This window comes from Copranaerobaculum intestinale (genome assembly GCF_009831105.1).
GTDB lineage: Bacteria > Bacillota_I > Bacilli_A > Erysipelotrichales > Erysipelotrichaceae > Copranaerobaculum > Copranaerobaculum intestinale.
Window position 1 is genome coordinate 54,711 of sequence record NZ_WUUQ01000004.1, and the last position, 18,895, is coordinate 73,605.

18 protein-coding genes are annotated in these 18,895 nt (G+C 40.3%); 14 read left to right on the forward strand and 4 right to left on the reverse strand.

Annotation, left to right across the window (positions count from 1 at the left end):
• Nucleotide 1 precedes the first annotated feature (1 nt).
• Entirely contained in the window at nt 2–2,110 is a 2,109-nt protein-coding gene (gene feoB, locus GSF08_RS09695) for a ferrous iron transport protein B (RefSeq protein ID WP_160625607.1), read from the forward strand.
• On the opposite strand, the gene GSF08_RS09700 is transcribed toward feoB, so the two are convergent.
• Together GSF08_RS09700 and GSF08_RS09705 are read right to left on the reverse strand one after the other, a co-directional pair.
• Nucleotides 2,100–2,396: an ImmA/IrrE family metallo-endopeptidase gene (locus tag GSF08_RS09700; protein ID WP_160625608.1), complete on the reverse strand. Its 297-nt coding sequence runs from the start codon at nt 2,394–2,396 to the stop codon at nt 2,100–2,102. The two genes, feoB and GSF08_RS09700, sit on opposite strands and share 11 nt — an antisense overlap.
• 9 nt (nt 2,397–2,405) lie before the next feature.
• Nucleotides 2,406–2,843 carry a helix-turn-helix domain-containing protein gene (locus GSF08_RS09705; protein WP_160625609.1) on the reverse strand — a complete coding sequence of 146 codons (438 nt, stop codon included), beginning with the start codon at nt 2,841–2,843 and terminating at the stop codon, nt 2,406–2,408.
• Between the two features lie 211 nt (nt 2,844–3,054).
• Between GSF08_RS09705 and GSF08_RS09710 the strand changes: the two genes are divergently transcribed.
• The 7 genes from GSF08_RS09710 to GSF08_RS09740 all read left to right on the forward strand — a co-directional run bounded on the left by GSF08_RS09710 (nt 3,055) and on the right by GSF08_RS09740 (nt 9,533).
• Entirely contained in the window at nt 3,055–3,429 is a 375-nt protein-coding gene (locus GSF08_RS09710; RefSeq protein ID WP_160625610.1) for a hypothetical protein, read from the forward strand.
• 44 nt (nt 3,430–3,473) lie between these two features.
• Entirely contained in the window at nt 3,474–3,830 is a 357-nt protein-coding gene (locus tag GSF08_RS09715) for a hypothetical protein (RefSeq protein WP_160625611.1), read from the forward strand.
• Nucleotides 3,830–4,834, forward strand: coding sequence for a glycoside hydrolase family 25 protein (locus GSF08_RS09720; protein WP_160625612.1), 1,005 nt, complete (start codon nt 3,830–3,832; stop codon nt 4,832–4,834). The genes GSF08_RS09715 and GSF08_RS09720 overlap by 1 nt, the downstream gene beginning before the upstream one ends.
• 68 nt (nt 4,835–4,902) lie before the next feature.
• Nucleotides 4,903–5,523 carry a cysteine hydrolase family protein gene (locus GSF08_RS09725; protein WP_160625613.1) on the forward strand — a complete coding sequence of 207 codons (621 nt, stop codon included), beginning with the start codon at nt 4,903–4,905 and terminating at the stop codon, nt 5,521–5,523.
• Between the two features lie 2 nt (nt 5,524–5,525).
• Nucleotides 5,526–7,007: a nicotinate phosphoribosyltransferase gene (locus GSF08_RS09730; RefSeq protein WP_160625614.1), complete on the forward strand. Its 1,482-nt coding sequence runs from the start codon at nt 5,526–5,528 to the stop codon at nt 7,005–7,007.
• Entirely contained in the window at nt 7,000–7,683 is a 684-nt protein-coding gene (locus tag GSF08_RS09735) for a DUF2238 domain-containing protein (RefSeq protein ID WP_249806059.1), read from the forward strand. Before GSF08_RS09730 ends, GSF08_RS09735 begins: the two co-directional genes overlap by 8 nt.
• A 479-nt stretch (nt 7,684–8,162) precedes the next feature.
• Entirely contained in the window at nt 8,163–9,533 is a 1,371-nt protein-coding gene (locus tag GSF08_RS09740; protein ID WP_160625616.1) for an MATE family efflux transporter, read from the forward strand.
• 45 nt (nt 9,534–9,578) lie between these two features.
• Here GSF08_RS09740 and typA read toward each other — a convergent pair whose 3' ends face one another.
• Entirely contained in the window at nt 9,579–11,414 is a 1,836-nt protein-coding gene (gene typA, locus GSF08_RS09745) for a translational GTPase TypA (RefSeq protein ID WP_160625617.1), read from the reverse strand.
• Between the two features lie 127 nt (nt 11,415–11,541).
• Between typA and GSF08_RS09750 the strand changes: the two genes are divergently transcribed.
• The 5 genes from GSF08_RS09750 to GSF08_RS09770 all read left to right on the forward strand — a co-directional run bounded on the left by GSF08_RS09750 (nt 11,542) and on the right by GSF08_RS09770 (nt 16,772).
• Nucleotides 11,542–12,861: a polysaccharide deacetylase family protein gene (locus GSF08_RS09750; RefSeq protein ID WP_160625618.1), complete on the forward strand. Its 1,320-nt coding sequence runs from the start codon at nt 11,542–11,544 to the stop codon at nt 12,859–12,861.
• Between the two features lie 72 nt (nt 12,862–12,933).
• On the forward strand, nt 12,934–14,148 hold the full coding sequence (locus GSF08_RS09755; protein ID WP_160625619.1) for an ATP-grasp domain-containing protein: 1,215 nt from the start codon (nt 12,934–12,936) through the stop codon (nt 14,146–14,148).
• Nucleotides 14,138–14,893, forward strand: coding sequence for an esterase family protein (locus GSF08_RS09760; protein WP_160625620.1), 756 nt, complete (start codon nt 14,138–14,140; stop codon nt 14,891–14,893). Before GSF08_RS09755 ends, GSF08_RS09760 begins: the two co-directional genes overlap by 11 nt.
• The gene (locus tag GSF08_RS09765) at nt 14,851–15,465 is read left to right on the forward strand and encodes a GNAT family N-acetyltransferase (protein WP_160625621.1); all 615 of its coding nucleotides are present in this window, start codon (nt 14,851–14,853) and stop codon (nt 15,463–15,465) included. Before GSF08_RS09760 ends, GSF08_RS09765 begins: the two co-directional genes overlap by 43 nt.
• Before the next feature lie 1,070 nt (nt 15,466–16,535).
• The gene (locus GSF08_RS09770) at nt 16,536–16,772 is read left to right on the forward strand and encodes a hypothetical protein (RefSeq protein ID WP_160625622.1); all 237 of its coding nucleotides are present in this window, start codon (nt 16,536–16,538) and stop codon (nt 16,770–16,772) included.
• Nucleotides 16,773–17,078: 306 nt separating this feature from the next.
• Here the strand turns inward: GSF08_RS09770 and GSF08_RS09775 are convergent, their stop codons facing one another.
• Nucleotides 17,079–17,567 (reverse strand): hypothetical protein, encoded by a 489-nt coding sequence (locus GSF08_RS09775; RefSeq protein WP_160625623.1) that lies wholly within the window; start codon nt 17,565–17,567, stop codon nt 17,079–17,081.
• 789 nt (nt 17,568–18,356) lie between these two features.
• Here GSF08_RS09775 and GSF08_RS09780 point away from each other — a divergent pair.
• Complete coding sequence (locus GSF08_RS09780; RefSeq protein ID WP_160625624.1) at nt 18,357–18,890, forward strand: helix-turn-helix domain-containing protein; 534 nt, start codon at nt 18,357–18,359, stop codon at nt 18,888–18,890.
• Nucleotides 18,891–18,895: the final 5 nt, after the last annotated feature.

Here is an 18,895-nt window from a genome sequence, read left to right on the forward strand (position 1 = left end):
TATGAAGGAATATACGATTGCATTTGTTGGGAATCCCAATGTCGGTAAGAGTGCCTGGATTAATGCGTTGTCTCATGCGGATTTCAAGATCGGCAACTGGCCTGGAGTAACAATAGAACGTAAGGAAGCCACAGTGACATGGCAGGATGATTCCTATCACTTGATTGATCTTCCCGGTACATATAGTCTGGATGACATCACAAATGAAGAAATTATCACATCACAGTTTTTGAAGCAGGAAAAAGTGGATTGTATCGTTAATGTTGTAGATGCAACTAATCTTCAGCGAAATCTCTATCTGACGCTCCTTTTGCGGGAACTGCAGGTACCGATGATTCTTTTACTGAATTTTATGGATGAAGCTGATCGCTATCACATTCATATTGAAATACAGAAGCTGTCGCGGCGGCTGCAGATTCCGGTGATTGCGGCCAGTGCTTATGATGCTTCTAAATATGAACATGTTCAACAGGAGATTATCGATCAAAGCGGAAAAACGGTTTTCTATTATCCGCTTTTACCAGATGTTGATTATGAAAAATATGTAGCACTCTTTCATTACGTGGAACAACATATACCGCATTTTTTAAAGCTGGAGGATAAACAGATTTGTGACATGATCACGAAAATACGTGAGGGTGATCGTGAAACCGCCCTGCAGTTTCGTACATGGGGAATTGATGAAGAGAAGCTCAAGCAGAAGCTGGAACCATTCGGTGAAGCAGTAATGAAAGAAAAACGTTATGAGGTAATTCATTCTCTGATGAAATATGTAAAAGAAAATGAAGACCTGCGATTGGAAAAAACGCGGCGTATAGATAAACTGCTTCTGCATCGATTTTGGGGGTTGCCGCTGTTCTTTCTTTTATTTTCGTTGCTTTTGCTGTTTGTTTTTCATGGCAGTGCCCCATTGAATGACTTTATCGATTATACCGTTCATGAATATATCAGCAAGTATGTCTATTTACTGCTGAGCTGGGCACCGAAAGTGCTTCGAGAACTGGTTGTCAACGGTATCATCGCAGGCGTAGGCGGAGTTCTGGTATTTATTCCGCTGATGGCTTTCTTGTACCTCATGCTTGCGATCTTGGAGGAAAGCGGATATATGTCGCGGATTGCCTTTTTACTGGACCGGGCGATGCGTAATTTTCACCTCAGCGGTAAAAGCTTTGTTTCTTTACTAATTGGTTTTGGCTGTAACGTTCCGGCGGTTTATGCAACTCGTACGCTGGATAATGAACGGCAGAAAAAGCTGACCGCAGTTTTGATACCTTTTATGTCATGCGGTGCGAGGCTGCCGGTCTATGTGCTGTTTGCGGCCGCGTTTTTCAAACAGAAAGCGGGGTTGATGATTGTTACGGTATATGCGATCGGGATTCTTCTGGCCCTGCTTTTAGCAATGATTTTCAGTCGGTTTCAAACCTTTCAGGATCATGATCTATTTGTCCTGGAACTGCCGCCTTACCGCGTTCCAAAGTTAAAAACAGTTTTTCATAAGGTCAAGTTGGAGGTAAAGGGTTATATAAAAAAGGCCACGAATGTAGTCTTATGGGCGATGATTTTAATTTGGGTGATTTCATATTTTCCAAAAGGAAACATCGAAAGCAGTTATATTGCTTCGTTTGGGCGCAGTGCGAGCGTACTATATCAGCCGCTTGGATTTGGCACTCGATGGGAAACGGTGGCATCTTTACCAGGCAGTGTGATTGCTAAAGAGACCGTGGTTGGATTCTTGGATCAAGTGCTTTTGAAAACTAAAAGTGATGTAACCTATGAGTGGAATTTATGGGAAGATACTCGTACTCTGGCGGTAAAGCTGGGCAGCGCTGTGAAGGACAGTGCGGTCAATATGGTTACGATTGGCGGTTATGAAAAGCAAAGTGACTCGCTGGTCCACGCGATATCCGAACTGTGGACAGACCGCCTAGCGAAACTGCGTGCTTTCTGCTTTATGTTATATGTTTTGCTGAGTATCCCATGCGTCATGACGCTGAATGCAATCTATCGTGAATACGGACGAAAACTACTGCTGATTTCGATATCAACTATGCTGATCGTTCCTTATCTGACAGCCTTTTTCATCTTTCAAATTTTTTCTCTTATCCTGTAATCACATCAGAGAATTGCTCCATTATTTCTTTTACAAGCTCCTTAGCTTGCTGTTCGCATTGATCCTGATGATCAGGGTCACAACTGAAATGATTTTCCATAATGTGTATTACTTCATGAAAAAAGGTTTTTTGCTGCTGATAGATTGTAAAACGAGAATTGATGATGACATGATAATAAGCACCGTCGTAATAGCAAAAACCGCGTATCCGGGTGCTGAGCTGATCATTAAAATGAATCAGAATATCATGTTGTGCACAAAAATCCTCAAATCCTATTTCATCCATATACTACCTCTAATCTATGCCTCGTTCTTTGCGGATTCCGCGGATGATTGTCAGCACCATTTCCAAATCAGATGGTTCCAGATCTTTCGCAGAATCAAATAAAAGTGCTAGTGTTTCTTTCTCACAGATGTCCTGATACAAAGAAAGTAATTCTGGTTTATCCGACAGAAAATCAATATTATTTTGATGATCACCATATATCTTGGGCATACTCATCTTCTGCTGGATATCCTGCATGAGTTCATCATAGCTGATTTCGTATAAATCAGCGAGTTGTCGAATCGTTGATATTTCCATGCGGTGCATGCCCATTTCATATCGCTGCACCGTTTTTTTGGTTTTGCCTAAACGTTCGGCAACCTGGGCGAGAGAGTAACCCTTAGCCTTGCGAAGCTGCCGTAGCCGTTTACCCAAGTGTTCATAAATCTGTTTATCATATGTTGACATATTTATCCCTCACATCTTTTCCATTTTATTGTAACATTATGTATGTACGTATTCAAGACACAGTTAATAATTGTGTCTTGAATGGGTTGACATATTAGAACTGTCAGGAGTAAGATGTGATTGCCAGATAAGATATGGGAAGAAAATTCTGCGGGGGATTTTTCTTTCTCGACAATGTGTCTTATTTGGGAAACGCAGGGAGAGATGCAGAATGTTGAATGAACAAATTAAACGGCTTCGCTATCGACTATATCTTTATGGATCTTATCAACAAGAATACCAAAAAAAGCAGCGGGAACTACATGAGAAACCTAGTGTTGATCAGGAACAATACTTGCTATATTTAAGAGAATGCATTATGAATACACATATAGAAGAAGCTCTTATGCTTTTAGATGAACAGGAGCTTTCTTTGATTGAGCAACGCTTTATTCACAATTATACATTTGAGAAGATGTCAATGATTTATACGATGAAGGAAGGCATTCGCAGAGATAAATCGCAAATTTATGATGATGTAGAAAAAGCTTTGAAGCATCTGTTGACGATATTAGCTAAAATAGAACTTCCAACACGTTGGTCTTGAATAATGGCTATGATTTGGAAAAAGGAAGGTTAGGTTGTGGAACTATGAAAGAGCAGTTGAAACTGATGGGACTGGATGATTCACAAATTCATGGCGTTATGGCCTTGATTACACAGAAAATGATAACTAGGCATCGATTTAATCAAGTGAATGAAAGGCGTAAGAATGCAGAGCTTCGTGTCGTTTTTCTGAAAGAAAGAATTCAAGAACTGGAACGAGAAGCCGAACGGTACAGTATGCTGAAGCAGGAACTGCATATTTTGGAGAATGCTGTAAAGGTTCGCAAAGAACAGTCAGAACGAGAGCAGCAAAAGCTTATGTTGAATTTGATGAATCAGTGTATTCAGGATGAAATGTTGAAACAAAAAATTAAAACATGCATGTATGAGGAGGACAAATAATGATTCGGGGAATTGATGTATCACAGCATAACGGTGAATTGGATGTAGCGAAAATAAAGCAGAGTGGAGTTTCGTTTATCATCATTCGTACCAGTTATGGGATGTATTATGAAGACCAACAGTTTCGCAGGACTGTGGCTAAATGTGAAGTACAGAAGATGCCATATGGATTTTACCATTATAGCTATGCCCGGAATTTAAAAGAGGCAGAACAGGAAGTAGCAGGTATGCTTGCCAGCATTGCTGGAAAGCATCCATCATATCCAGTCTATATCGATATGGAGGACAGTGATTACTGGAAGAAAAATAATGGTAACCCATCCAATGAAGTATATCAGGAAATTTGTGAATATTTCTGTAAACGGGTAGAAGAGGCAGGCTATTATGCGGGAATATATGCAAATCTGGACTGGCTTAAAAACCGTCTGCGATCTCCCCGATTGGATCGTTTTGATAAGTGGGTGGCACAGTGGTCAGCCGCCTGTACTTATGATCTTCCCTATGGTATGTGGCAGTACAGCAGTAATGGCAAGGTCAACGGAAGTAGTCTCAGAACTGATATGAACTATGCGCTGATAGACTATCCTTCGCTGATCCATCCACTTCAAAAAGAAGAAACTTATTTAAAGATCGGTGATATGGTAAACGTTATCGTTAATCGATCCTATGATGGAGTCCCGTTGATAGAAGCTGTTCTGCATCATACCTATCCAGTGATTGAGATTGGGAATGACCGAGTAGTACTGGGTGGCGGGTTGAATACTGCTTTTCATATTCATGATATCTGCAAACAGGATACATCACCCACGCTGTCTAATCAAATCCGAGTAACAGATCGGGTAAGAGTTGTGGAGGGTGCCTTAGATATTGAAGGTAAAGCGCTGGCGTCCTTTGTCTATCAGCAGATTTATGAAGTAATGGAAATATCTGGTGATCGAGTAGTCATCGGTCAAAATGGAATGGTTACAGCTGCTGTACACATGCGTGATTTGCGGGTTTCCTAAGGAAACCCTTTTACTTTCTTACAAAAAATCCTTATAATAATAACAAGATAAAAAATGAGGAGAAAGATATGGCAAGAGTACATGATCAGAGTTTAGGCATTTTAGAAAATAAATATCTGTCACAGCTTCATAAACCGCTTGTTATTGTAATTGATATGGTTAAAGGCTTTGTCTATGAGGGAGCTCTGCATGATGCGGCGATTGCAGACATTGCCGCACCGATTCGTCAGCTGCTGGACAGCGGTGTCAGCCGGATTTTCTTTGCAGATTGTCACACGGATAGCGCAGTAGAATTTGCTAGTTATCCAAAGCATTGTGTTAAAGGTACTTCAGAAAGTGAGATTATTGAGGAATTGAAGCCGTATGCTGAAAGAATCCTTGAAAAAAACAGCACCAATGGTTTTATCAGTGATGGATGGCAGGATTTTCTAAAAGACTCGCTCTCTGACTATGAAGATATCATCGTGACCGGCTGCTGTACGGATATATGTGTTATGCAGTTTGCTTTATGTATGCGTACATGGTTAAACGATCAAAACCGCAGCGGACGTGTGATCATACCGGTGGATATGGTGGATACCTATCATATTGATGATATACATGATGTAAATGCATGCAACCTATTTGCTTTGAATAATATGAAAATGAACGGCATTGAGCTTTGTAAAACCGTAGAAAAGGGGTTATAAAGATGGAAGGGCTTGATTATAAATTTGATTTTCGGGATGAACGAAATTTATCACTGGTAATGGATTTCTATGAATTGACCATGAGCCAATGTTATTTCAACAGTGAAGCAAAGGACCGGGTTGCGGTTTTTGATTTGTTTTACCGCCGTAATCCGGACAACGGAGGTTTCTCGATCTTTGCAGGACTGGAGGAAGTGATCGGCTATATTCAAAATCTTCATTTCACAGATGATGATATTGCTTATCTGGACTCGCTTCATAAATTTTCACAACCCTTTTTAGGTTATTTAAGACATTTCATTTTTGCCGGTGATATCTATGCGATTCCTGAAGGAACTCCGGTTTTTCCATATGAGCCATTAGTTCGGGTAAAGGCAAATATCATTGAAGCACAGCTGATCGAAACTGCTTTGCTTTTGGCAATCAATCATCAGACACTGATCGCAACGAAAGCCAATCGCATTGTACGGGCGGCGAAAGGACGGGCTGTAATGGAATTTGGAGCCCGCCGCGCCCATAATTTTGATGCGGCGACATACGGTGCGCGAGCTGCATTTATCGGCGGAGTGACCGGTACCGCTACGACCTATGCCGGTGAAAAATTTGATATACCCGCCCTGGGAACAATGGCACATTCCTTTGTACAGTCATTCGACAGTGAATATGAAGCATTTAAATGCTATGCGGAAACCTATCCAAATAGCTGTACGGTGCTGTTAGATACTTACGATACATTAAAGAGCGGTCTGCCAAACGCGGTTCGTGTTGCTAAGGAGGTGCTGGAGCCTGCCGGTCATCGCTTAGCCGGTGTGCGCATTGACAGCGGTGATATTGCGTATCTGTCTAAAAAAATTCGCAAAGTGCTGGATGAAGCCGATATGCAGGACTGCGGAATTGTCGCGAGTAATTCGTTCGATGAATATATTATCAAAAGTCTGATTGAACAAGGTGCTCAGATCAATTCCTTTGGTGTAGGAGAAAATATGATTTGTTCCCGCTCAACGCCGGTCTTCGGCGGTGTCTATAAAATGAGCGCACTGTTCGACGGTGATCAGGTCATTCCAAAGATCAAGGTCAGTGAAAATGTTGAAAAGCTGACAAATCCAGGATTTAAAAACCTATATCGCATCTATGATAAAGAAAGCGGAAAAGCTTTAGCCGATCTGATGACATTAGCGGATGAGGTTCTAAATGAGGATGAGGATCTAACTATCTATCATCCGATGAATACCTGGAAGCATAAGACTTTGGAAAAAGGAACCTATGAAATACGTGATCTGTTGGTTCCGATAATTCTGAATGGTCAGTTGGTTTACGAGGCTCCAAAGCTCAGTGAAATTCGCGATTATGCAAAAGCACAATTGGATACCCTATGGGATGAGATATTCCGCTTTGAATATCCGCAGACGTATTATGTGGATCTCAGTAAAAAACTGTTGGATCTGAAGCTTCGTATGCTGGGAGATGTACGTACACATGAATAAACGAAAAATAAATGTAAAATTGCTATATCTGATCGTTCTCGTAATTTATATATTGACCCTGCTGTACAGCTTTGCTACCGGCTTTTTCGAACAGAATTGGAATCGCGTCGGGATGACCGTCGTGTCAGTGCTTTGTTTGCTTATTATTCCTGTGGTTTTCAAGATATTTCGCTGGAAACCGGTTTATGAGATTTATGTATTAGGAACCTGCTTCATGTATTTTGCCTCTTTGATCGGCAGTTGTCTGGGTGGCTATTCGGTTCGTTATTTTGACAAGGTTGTGCACCTGTGTTCGGGAATCTTCGCGACCCTGCTTGCGATCATGCTGTTTTCTATTCTTAAGAAAGTCCGGCAGGCTCAAAATAAAGAGGATTATCACCTGCTTTTGGTCTTTGTCAATGCAGTGAATCTGGCGATTGCGGTTATCTGGGAGTTTTATGAATATGCGATGCTGATCTTTTTCAATAACGATGCAATCAACCATTATACGCAGGGGGTGCATGATACCATTACAGATATGATGTCTGCCTGCGTCGGCGGATTATTTGTGACGATGATTCTGATTCATCGATATCGTACCCAAAAATCCAATTTTTTGATCAATGTGCCAGAGCGTTTCTATGAAAAAAATATTGCCCATCATCGCCAGCGGAAAATGGAAGAAGGAAACAAATGAGTCATCAGCGAAAGCGATGGCTTTTTTTATGATAAGCTTTGTAAAATATTTTAGATGGAAACAACCGGATGCGTGTGATAAAATAATCCCATAATCAGCCAGAAAAGATTACCTATTTGTATATCAAGTATTTAGGATTGACAGCAGAATCAAAATCGTGATCATGCAAATGTTTTTATAGTGTTAACGGGATAGAAGTACGAATCTGAATGATATTTACATTCCAAGGATAGAGCGTTCATAATGCTTTTGTAAGGCAGATAAGCTAAAGGAAAAGTCCTATTTCTGGTGAATCATCAATTATTCGTTGATTAGAGAGTGCTATTGGAATTAATTCAACAGCTGTGTATGATGCATATACAAGCTGGATAAGCTTTTCCAGTTTTAACCTTATCTATGGTGGATTATCATCCTGAGATAGAACAACTGAGATCATTGTAAACGGTGTGCTGAAGGTAAAGGAGAAAGGAGGGGATTAAATGGAAGCAATCATCCAAGATATGACAAAGGGATCACCGGCACGGCTGATTGTGCGCTTTGCGATACCGCTGATGCTGGGATCGGCCTGTCAACAGTTTTATACCATGGTAGATACGATGGTCGTGGGGCGAGGAGTTGGTGTGGAAGCATTGGCAGCAATTGGTGCTTCTGATTGGCTGAATTGGATGATCTTAGGTATCGTTCTAGGCTTTACACAAGGGTTTTCCATTTTAATTTCTCACTGTTTTGGGGCGAACGATCAAAAACGATTACGCAAAGCGATTGCTATGTCATATATGTTGGCAGTATTCATGGCAGTTATTTTGACCGGCTTGGCGCTTGTTTCCGCTCGGCCTATTCTGGTGTTGCTGAGAACTCCGGCAAATATCTTGGATTTATCCCTGCAATATTTATATATCGTATTTGCAGGTATTCTGGTCATTACCGCCTACAATACGTTTTCTTCGATTCTTCGGGCAATGGGCGACAGTAAAACACCGCTGTATGCGATGATCGTCGCGGCGGTTATCAATATTGTTCTGGATATACTGTTTGTTATCGTATTTCATATGGGTGTGCCCGGTGCAGCGGTCGCTACTGTCATTGCGCAGGCATTTTCCAGCATATTTTGTTTCTTTGCGATTCGTCGGCTGTCCATGATCCACCTGCATCGTGAGGATTTTCATTTGGATAAACAGGTGATTATCCGGTTGGTTTCCATGGGCTCCTTGACCGCCTTTCAAAACGTTGTGATTTCCGTAGGCGGCATGGTTGTGCAAAGTGTAGTAAATGGTTTTGGTTTTCTGTATGTTGCTGGTTTTACCGCAACCAACAAACTGTACGGTCTTCTGGAGCTTGCAGCAACTTCACTTGGTTATGGCGTGGCAACCTATGTGGGACAGAATCTTGGCGCGCGTAAATTTAAACGAATTAAGCAGGGGGTAAAAACTACCGGATGGATTGGAATTGCCATAGCTATTTTTCTGATGGCATTTTTGATACCCTTTGGACGGTATTTTCTGAATCTGTTTGTATCTGGCAATCCCCAGGATACTGCCAGGGTCTTGAATATTGCATATTCCTATCTATTTGTAATGTGCTGTTTGCTCTGGGTGTTATATATTCTGCATGTATACCGTTCTGCACTGCAGGGTATGGGAAATACCTTTTTTTCAATGCTGTCAGGAGTTGCAGAACTGGTTTTGCGAATAGGCGCAGCCCTGATATTACCGCGGTATCTCGGCGCTAACGGCGTATACTTTGCAGAAGGCTCTGCTTGGATCGGAGCTGTGCTGATTCTGCTGTTTGCATATGCTCACAAAATCAAATCCTTTCCTGATGAAACAGCGGTTTCAAGCTTGGAATCTTAATTAAGCAAAGAAAAGATCTGCACGTTTGAAATGCAGATCTTTTTTCTATACGATATCCTGAGCTACTTTTTCACGATAGAACTGACGTCGTTCATGTGGTTTCAAGCCTTTTTTACGCAGTCTGATCGTATCTGGTGTAATTTCGACCAATTCATCGTCATTTATGAATTCCAGCGCTTCTTCCAGCGTCAGCGTTTTCGGTGTAGTCAAACGCATCGCTTCATCATTTCCACTGGAACGAATTGCGGTTAGCTTTTTATTCTTCAGCGGGTTGACATCCATATCCACGTTACGAGCGCTTACTCCTATGATCATTCCTTCATATACTTCTGTTTGCGGACTGATAAACAACTGTCCGCGTTCCTGAATATTCCAGAGTGCATAAGTCATAGCCTTTCCGGTTTCAGTAGAGATCAAGGCTCCGTTTACCCGCTGCGGAATTTCCCCCTTGTAAGGTTCATAGCCTTGAATCCGTCGTACCAGGGTTCCTTCACCGTGGGTATCGTTGATAAATTCACTGCGGAAACCCAGCAGTCCGCGAGTCGGAGCATGATATGTGATACGACTGTAATCATTTTCTTCAACTAAATCCATCATAACGCCCTTTCTAAGATTCAGTTTGGAAATTACTGTACCGGCATAGATACTCGGTGTAATCGCAATTACTTCTTCGATCGGCTCAACCGTATGGCCCTGGCTGTCCTTGTGCAGGATAACCTCCGGCTTAGACACGGCAACCTCATAACCCTCACGGCGCATATTTTCCAACAGGATGGAAATATGCAATTCACCACGTCCGCTGACTTTGAAACAGTCACCGCTGTCGGTCGGTTCAACCCGTAAGCCAACATTCACTTCCAGTTCTTTTTCCAAGCGTTCCTTCAAATTGCGGGACGTAACATATTTACCGGATTTACCGGCAAATGGAGATTTATTGACAATGAAGTTCATCGATAAGGTCGGTTCCTCGATTTTGATGCTTGGCATCGGCATAGGATGTTCTTTGTCACAGAGTGTTTCACCGATTGAGATATCGGCAATTCCGGCAAATACAACAATGTCACCGCTATGTGCTTCCTTAACATTTACCCGTTTTAATCCCTGATAAACAAATAGCTGGTTGACCTGTTTAGATCGCTGATTTCCATCAGCGTCACAGATTAGGATCGGTTCGCCTTCGCGCAGAACTCCCTGAAAGATTCTGCCGATGCCTAAACGGCCGATGTAGTCATCATAAGCCAATGCGCTGACCTGCATCTGTAACGGTTCCTCATCCATATTTGGATATGGTTCAGTATGTTTCAGAATGGTCTCAAACAACGGATCGATATTATCGCTTTGTGTATCCATATCGTACTGAACAATTCCCCGCTTCGCGATACCGTAGAGAATTGGGAAGTCAAGCTGTTCATCTGTAGCATTCAGGTCTAAAAACAGATCATAAACTTCATCCACTACTTCCTGAGCACGCTGATCTTTCTTATCGATTTTATTGATCACCAAAATCGGACGAAGTCCCATTTCTAAAGATTTTGATAATACGAATCGCGTCTGCGGCATCGGTCCTTCACTGGAATCAACCAGCAGGATAACCGTATCGACGGTTTTGATAATACGTTCTACTTCACTTGAGAAATCGGCATGTCCCGGAGTGTCGACGATATTGATTTTTACACCGTTATGAATAACGCTGCAGTTTTTGGAATAGATCGTAATACCGCGCTCACGTTCCAGATCATTGCTGTCCATCACGCAGTCTACAACTTCTTCGTTGCTGCGGAAGACATCGCTCTGTCGTAAAAATGCGTCAACTAGGGTAGATTTTCCCGCATCGACGTGCGCGATTACGGCGATATTAATAATTTCTTGTCTTTCTGTCATGTAGATACCACCTTTAAAAGTACTGTACTATCATATAACGAATCAGGAATAAATACAATTTTTTTATTATCATACGGGCATTATTTTATCCTGAATACCCATATACTATAAGGAAAAAGGTGAAAAGATGAAACAAAAGCGGATAATCATACTCTTATGCATGACTTTTTTTATGTCAGGATGTTCTAAACAAGCGCTTAAGGAAAATCCCAATCCTCATCAGGAAATCGGTTCGGAAGTGGCTGAGCTTCATATCGGCACGAAAGCAGTAACAAGTGTCAGCTATCCCAAAACCGGATATGAAAAGCTGGATACCAAAATCGCTCAAAAAATCCGGAAACTAAAAAGCGATTTTAAGAAAGATACCGAGAACTATCGGGGGGAGAGCGCCCCGGAACTGAATATTAACTTTGAAAGTTACATGAAGGATAAGCGGTATTTATCAGTAAGACTGCTTATTTATGAACATATATATAATAATAAGGAAATCAGTCAGACGCTGCACTATGATATTGAAAAAGATGATTTCTTTGACTTGGACGATTTATTTGAGGATGATTTTCTGCCTTATGTATCCAAACAAGCCAGACAATATTTTCAGTCACAATATCCTGAAGAATGTAAACGGGCTGATTTTCGGATCGGCATTTCTCCGGTTACCCAAAACTATCAAGAATTTGTATTGCAGAAGGATAAGCTCGTATTCTATTTTAATCCTGGCACGCTGTTTGATCAGGGCGTCTCCTTTTCTATGAGTTTTGATAAATTAGCTCCTTATACCGATCTTGAGAAGGAAGAAAAAACGGTATTTGTACCATATGATGATGTCCTGAATGAACCGGTGCGCGTCATTGATCCCAAGCAGCCAATGGTAGCGCTGACCTTTGATGATGGACCTACCAGAAAATATACGGAAGCGATTCTGGATGCTTTGAAGGAACATAACAGTGCAGCAACCTTCTTTGTGTTGGGAAATCGTGCCAGCAATGCCCCTGATCTGCTTCAGCGCATGATCATGGAAGGCAGTGAGATCGGAAATCACACCTATTCTCACAAACAGCTTACGACCCTTTCCAAAGAGCGAATTGAAGAAGAAATTATGCATACGCAGGAAACGATTCACAAGATTACGAATCAATATCCAAGTGTGATCCGGCCTCCATATGGCTCTCGTAATGACAATGTATTGTCATGCGCCCGGAATAAGCGTATCGTTACATGGACTCTCGATACTGAAGACTGGAAAAGCCGTAATACCAAAACCATCGTAAACCGAGTCATGAATACCGTAAAGGACAAGGATATTATTTTGATGCACGACTTATATGCGACCAGTGCGGAAGCTGCGATTATATTGATCGATGAATTACATGAACAGGGATATCAGCTTGTGACCGTATCTCAGCTTTATGAATACAGCGACTCTCATCAATACCAGGGGAAATAAAGCAAACGCGCGATTTTGCTTTTTCCCTTTCTTTTTTAATGTTACAATTATACTAAAGAAGAGGTGATGGGAATGAATTTTATTTTTATTTCTCCTTATTTCCCGTATATCTATTATCAGTTCTGTGAACGGCTTCTGAAAAACGGTGTCAATGTGTTGGGAATTGGCGATGCCCCCTATCATCAGCTGCCGCAGGAATGCCGAACGGCGATGCGCGAATATTACAAGGTTGATACTCTGGAGGACTATGACCAGGTAATGCGTGCGGTTGCCTTCTTTACCTTCCGTTACGGCAAGATCGATTGGCTGGAATCCAATAATGAATATTGGCTGGAAAATGATGCACAGCTGCGTACGGATTTTCATATCGAGACGGGAATTATGATTGATGGTATAAATGCTTACAAGCATAAATCCTGTATGAAGAAATATTATGAAAAAGCCGATATACCATGTGCCCGTTGGCATATGGTGAGCAGCTTGCAGGAGGATCTGGCGTTTATTCATAAGGTCGGCTATCCAGTCGTGGTAAAGCCCGACTGCGGCGTAGGCGCATATGCAACATTTAAAATCAATACGCGCTCAGAATTGGATGAATTTTATGAAAATTTGCCGGATGTCCCTTACATTATGGAGGAGTATATTCACGGTATGATCGTATCTTATGATGGTATTGTTGATCAGGATGGTCATGTTGTATTTGACACCAGTCATATCTTTCCGGATCCGATTATGAATGTGGTCAATGAAGGGAATCATCTTAGTTACTATACCGATCGAGTTCCGGCAGCGGATGTCGTGGCAATCGGTCGGCGGACACTGAATGCGTTTCAAGTCAAAGGACGCTTTTTCCATCTTGAATTTTTCCGTTTGTTGAACGATAAGGAAGGAATGGGGAAAAAAGGTGATCTGGTTGCATTAGAGGTAAATATGCGTCCGCCGGGAGGCTATACACCGGAGATGATGAATTATGCGAGCGGAGTGGACGTTTATCAGATCTATGCCGACATGGTAAGTAAAAATCATACAGATATTGTAAGCAAACGGCCTTATTACTGTGCCTATGCGTCACGCCGTGATGGCAAGCAGTATCAAAAAACGCATGAGGAAATTATGAGCGTGTATGGGGAAGCAATGGTTATGCAGGAGCGAATGCCGGACATATTGAGTCAGGCAATGGGAAATGACAGCTATGCAGCGCTGTTTGAAACCGAGCAAGAAGTACATCAATTTATAGCATTTGTTCAGCGATTACAGCGGGCAGGGGGAGAAGCAGATGAAAATTGAATATTTGAAGCAATTCAGCAAACAGCTGCAGCGCGATATGGAGTGGAAGATATTCGGACATCGAGGAAAACCGTGTCTGGTGTTTCCCGCACAGGACGGCAGATTTTATGACTATGAAAACTTCGGTATGATCGAGGCTGCGAAGCAATGGATCGACCGCGGAGAAATTCAATTTTTCTGTATTGACAGCATTGATCTGGAAACATGGTCTAATAAAAACGGTGATCCGCGTCAGCGAATTTTGCTTCATGAGGCTTGGTATCGCTACATAACAGAGGAAGTCGTTCCACAGATTATGGCGATAAGCACCCGAGGGAATGACGATTTGAAACCAACCGGAATTTTAACAACCGGATGCAGTATGGGTGGTGCACATGCGATGAATTTCTTTTTGCGCCGCCCGGATCTGTTTGATATGGTATTGTCTTTGAGCGGCATCTACCGTGCAGATTTCTTCTTTGAGAACTATATGGACGATCTGGTATATATCAATTCGCCAATTGATTATATGCAAAATCTGCCGTTGGATCATCCCTACATTGAAATGTTTCAGAAGAGAAAAATTATCATGTGCTGCGGCCAGGGTGAATGGGAAGATGATATGATCGTGAGCACTCGACAGCTGGAAGCTGTATTCAAAGTAAAACAGATACCGGTATGGACGGATTTTTGGGGAATAGATGCCGCCCATGATTGGGTTTGGTGGAAGAAACAGCTTCCTTATTTCCTGACAAAGCTGCTTTAACTAATTTTACTGTGAACATACTCACTCAGGATTATGATAAGCTTCCGCAGCTTACTAAATTAGATATCGTTTCGCTTTTACAGTTGGTGTGGCCTGATTCAAAGACAGAACTACCGGTACATTGGCATGATCTGCATGTTTATTCTTTCTGTTTATATGAAGGAACTGAGCTGCTCGGATATGCTGGAGTGGTTCGCAAAACCATCCATAGTGATGATGAAATGTTTTATGTTGTATCCTTAACGTGTATGGCGGTACATCCGAATGATCGGAAACAGGGTTATGGTAAGCAGCTGATGGAAGCGATTATGAAATGGCTCAGGGATCATCATACGGAATTTGATTTTGGTATCTTTACCTGCGATCCTTCTTGTGTTGCTTTTTATGAACAGTTTGGATGGAAGGCACGCAGTGATATGCTCGTGAAGGGAAATACCAAGAATCATGCCTATACGAGTGAACATCTGCATGTGATAGTCATGTATCAGCCGTTTCGGCGAAAGAACTTATTTCAAAACTGCGATATCAAAACTGTTCTCTATCTGGGATTACCAGATCAGCAGTTTCTCTAAGGGCGTCATAAAAGAAAAAGAAAAGCTGCCGGGGGGGGGCAGTTTTTCTTTCATTTAAGGGGATAGAAAAGTATGAAAAAATTTAAGGGGATAGGGTTAGCAGATCTCTCTGCCTGGTAATACTATACGAAAATAATGCAGTCATAGTATGTCATGATTTTGGATAATTGTGTGAAAAAGATTATTTAGAAAGAAAAATACGAATGTTTGCGGAAGCAAGCGAAAATGATGTAATTTTTTTGTACCACTTTATATAGGTAAGATTGATTGTTTCAGTCTATTTGCTGGAATCTCCAGCAGGCAAGCAGATTGATCATAAGGCTTGTAATTTCAATCAGCAGCTGAGTGCGGATAAAAATTTCTATATGATCTCAAAGAGGAACATCTGCATCTTTTTATAATAAAGGATGATTGGTTGAAAAATATTACAGAGGAGTATCATCCGTAAACGTAAGGTCAATGCTTGATTCATTATTTAATGCCTCATTCAAAAGAAAAGCTGCCTGTTAGCAGCCTTTCTTCAATTTAAGGGGATAGAAAAGTATGAAAAAATTTAAGGGGATAGGATCGGCAGATCTCTCTGCCTGGTAATACTATACGAAAATAATACAGTCAGAGTATGTCATGAATTTGGATAATTGTGTGAAAGTAACAACACTTTTTTTTGTTATCCAGAATTCAGGCTTATTTTCATTTTATATGCTGAAAATAGCGTTTATGATTTTGAAACTTTATCATGAACGTTATATGGCTTTTTGTATCGAACTTAAAGAAATAGTAATTGTTATCAGTTTGCGTGTATAGATTTTATAGGTGATCAAATCCAATCATAAACTTTCCGATATTTGAAAAGCGGCAGAAATGCTTATCCGAATGTATCATGATTCTTTTATATTCAGAGAAACGGTATTTTTTTAATTAAAATTGCCAGATACATTTGTAAAATAGATAGGCAGAATTACGATATAATTATGGTTTTTAAACGTATTGGATGCCAAAAATTACCATATCTATTTCTTACATGTATAGTGTAAGATTCAAAGGTATAATCAGTCATAGAGGTGATAAACATGAATGAGCTATACACATTTAAAGATTTTCTGGAGAATCATGTATTTGGTTTTAAAGCAATGCGATATGAGGCTGATATTATGTATAAGGCAGTATGCTTTCATAAATATGGATATGCTTATAAGCGATATTGTGAAAATCATCAAAAGGTAGGAGATTATGAAATGTTGCAATATGATGTAAAGGATTATGAGAAACGGATTGCTGATGCGAAATATGCCGGTCGTATATCTTAATGTGTTTTATATAAGGACAGTTTATGAAATAATTATAGGCTTGCTTAAATGAATAGCGGCATTCAATAAAGGTATGGATGTAAATTATATGTTATAACGCAATGAAGAAAAAGCTTTTATACAATGTTTTTTTGGTATCATGTATTGGACGAAGGCAGGAAAAATCGATTATATCTAGCTGCTATTCCCTTACGATCAAAACCCCAGTTTTCTCTTTCTTATAGTTTTCTATATGCTTTTAAGTATATTATGAGATATAAAATGCGCCCCTCCTGTAAGCTTTTAACTTCAGAGGCGCACTTTCTATTATTGATGATCAAAACTTATAACAAATTTTTGATCTTGATTTCGGACTACGCATTCACCATAACGGGTTTTTCCTAGAGAATAGGTGCCTTTTCCATTCGGGTAGGCACTCATAAGATTCTGATAGACATCAAAATCTTCCCTCAGATCCTGAAACACATCCAACGTCGAAAAAGTGATTTTCCCAAAAGCTTCTGCTGCTTTTCTTTGTTCTCCGTTTTTGAGAAACTCCAGTGCTTTTATTTGCTGTTCCTTATTATAGATAAATTTTAAAGCGGAACCATCTTCATGTTTATAAGAAAGAATATATTCCTTTTCTTTTTCTTTAATAGAAGTTAACTCGAAATTGAGCTTTTTTGATTTTTCCGTAAGGATATCATTCATTACTGCAATATCTTTTGTATCATCAAAATCAGATATATTCAGCGATGAAGAACAACCAAAAAGCAGCACTATCATAACAAGTAACGATGCAAGCTTTATTTTCATGACACTCCCTCCTTTATGTAATTTGCTGGTGTAACTTCTGCATGATCGATTGGGATCATCTCCTTCTATACTTCTATATTATCACTTTATCGCTTTCAGAGTAAAGGTGCTACCTGATTATAGCTAATTTTGAATTTCGTATGTATTGTTTTGAATCCCTTATGCAAAGTTTTAAATTCATTTTAAATGATTTTTGATGATTTCTTATATTTATGAACCATACGATGCTAAATATCTGTCCTATTCAATCCTTACGCAATAGTTCAGAATCAAAAGATATCATGAAACATAATGGTACTGATTACTAATGAGCTCTGCGCTTTTAGATGTTTTGGAAATATCATTTATATAATAAGAAGTCCGTGTAATACGGTATAGTTTTGTTTATTTTGGCAACAACTTCTAACACACTTCTGACAAATCGATTAGTTAATAAAATTCAAAAAATCATAACAAGCAAAAAGCCCTTTAAATTAAAGGGCTTTTTCAATGTAAAAGAGCCCAAGGGGAGGGGCTCTTTTACAAAAATTATTATTAAGGGGATAGAATGTATAGAGATAATTAGGGGAAATTATTTCTATCAGCAAAGGCACTTCCTTTGCTTGCTTATACTCTACCAAAGTCAATACGCAAAAATATATGCAAAAAATGGGATTTTATGTTATTTTCGTTTAATATATTAAACTTTTTATTTGGTATATATTGCATTTACAGGTAATCTGAGTATAATAGAATTGTTTTCATATACTTAACAGTAAGTTTAGTAATACTAAACAGGGAGGGATGCACATGGATATTGGGCCAAAGATCAAACAACTGCGAATAAAAAACGCATTAACACTCGAAGAGTTGGCGAGTCGCTGTGAGCTGACAAAAGGATTTCTTAGTCAGGTAGAGCGTGATCTGACCAGTCCCAGTGTGTCTACGCTAAATGATATTCTGGAAGCACTTGGAACATCCTTATCAGATTTTTTTCAAGAGACAAAAGAAGAAAAGCTAGTATTCACTGATGAAGATTTCTTTATTGATGAACGAGCTGGAACCACGGTGCACTGGATCGTTCCCAATGCTCAGAAAAATGAGATGGAACCAATACTTTTGGATATTGATCCAGAGGGAGAATCGCAAATTATCGATCCACACGACGGTGAAGAATTCGGATATGTTTTGCAGGGCAGAATTTATTTGGTTTACAACGAAGAAGAGCTGCTGGTAAAAAAGGGTGAAACCTTTTATATTTCCGGCAAGCACACCCATTTTATAAAAAATGCGGGTAAGAGCACAGCTACGGTGCTTTGGATTACGACCCCGCCGACATTTTAAGGAGG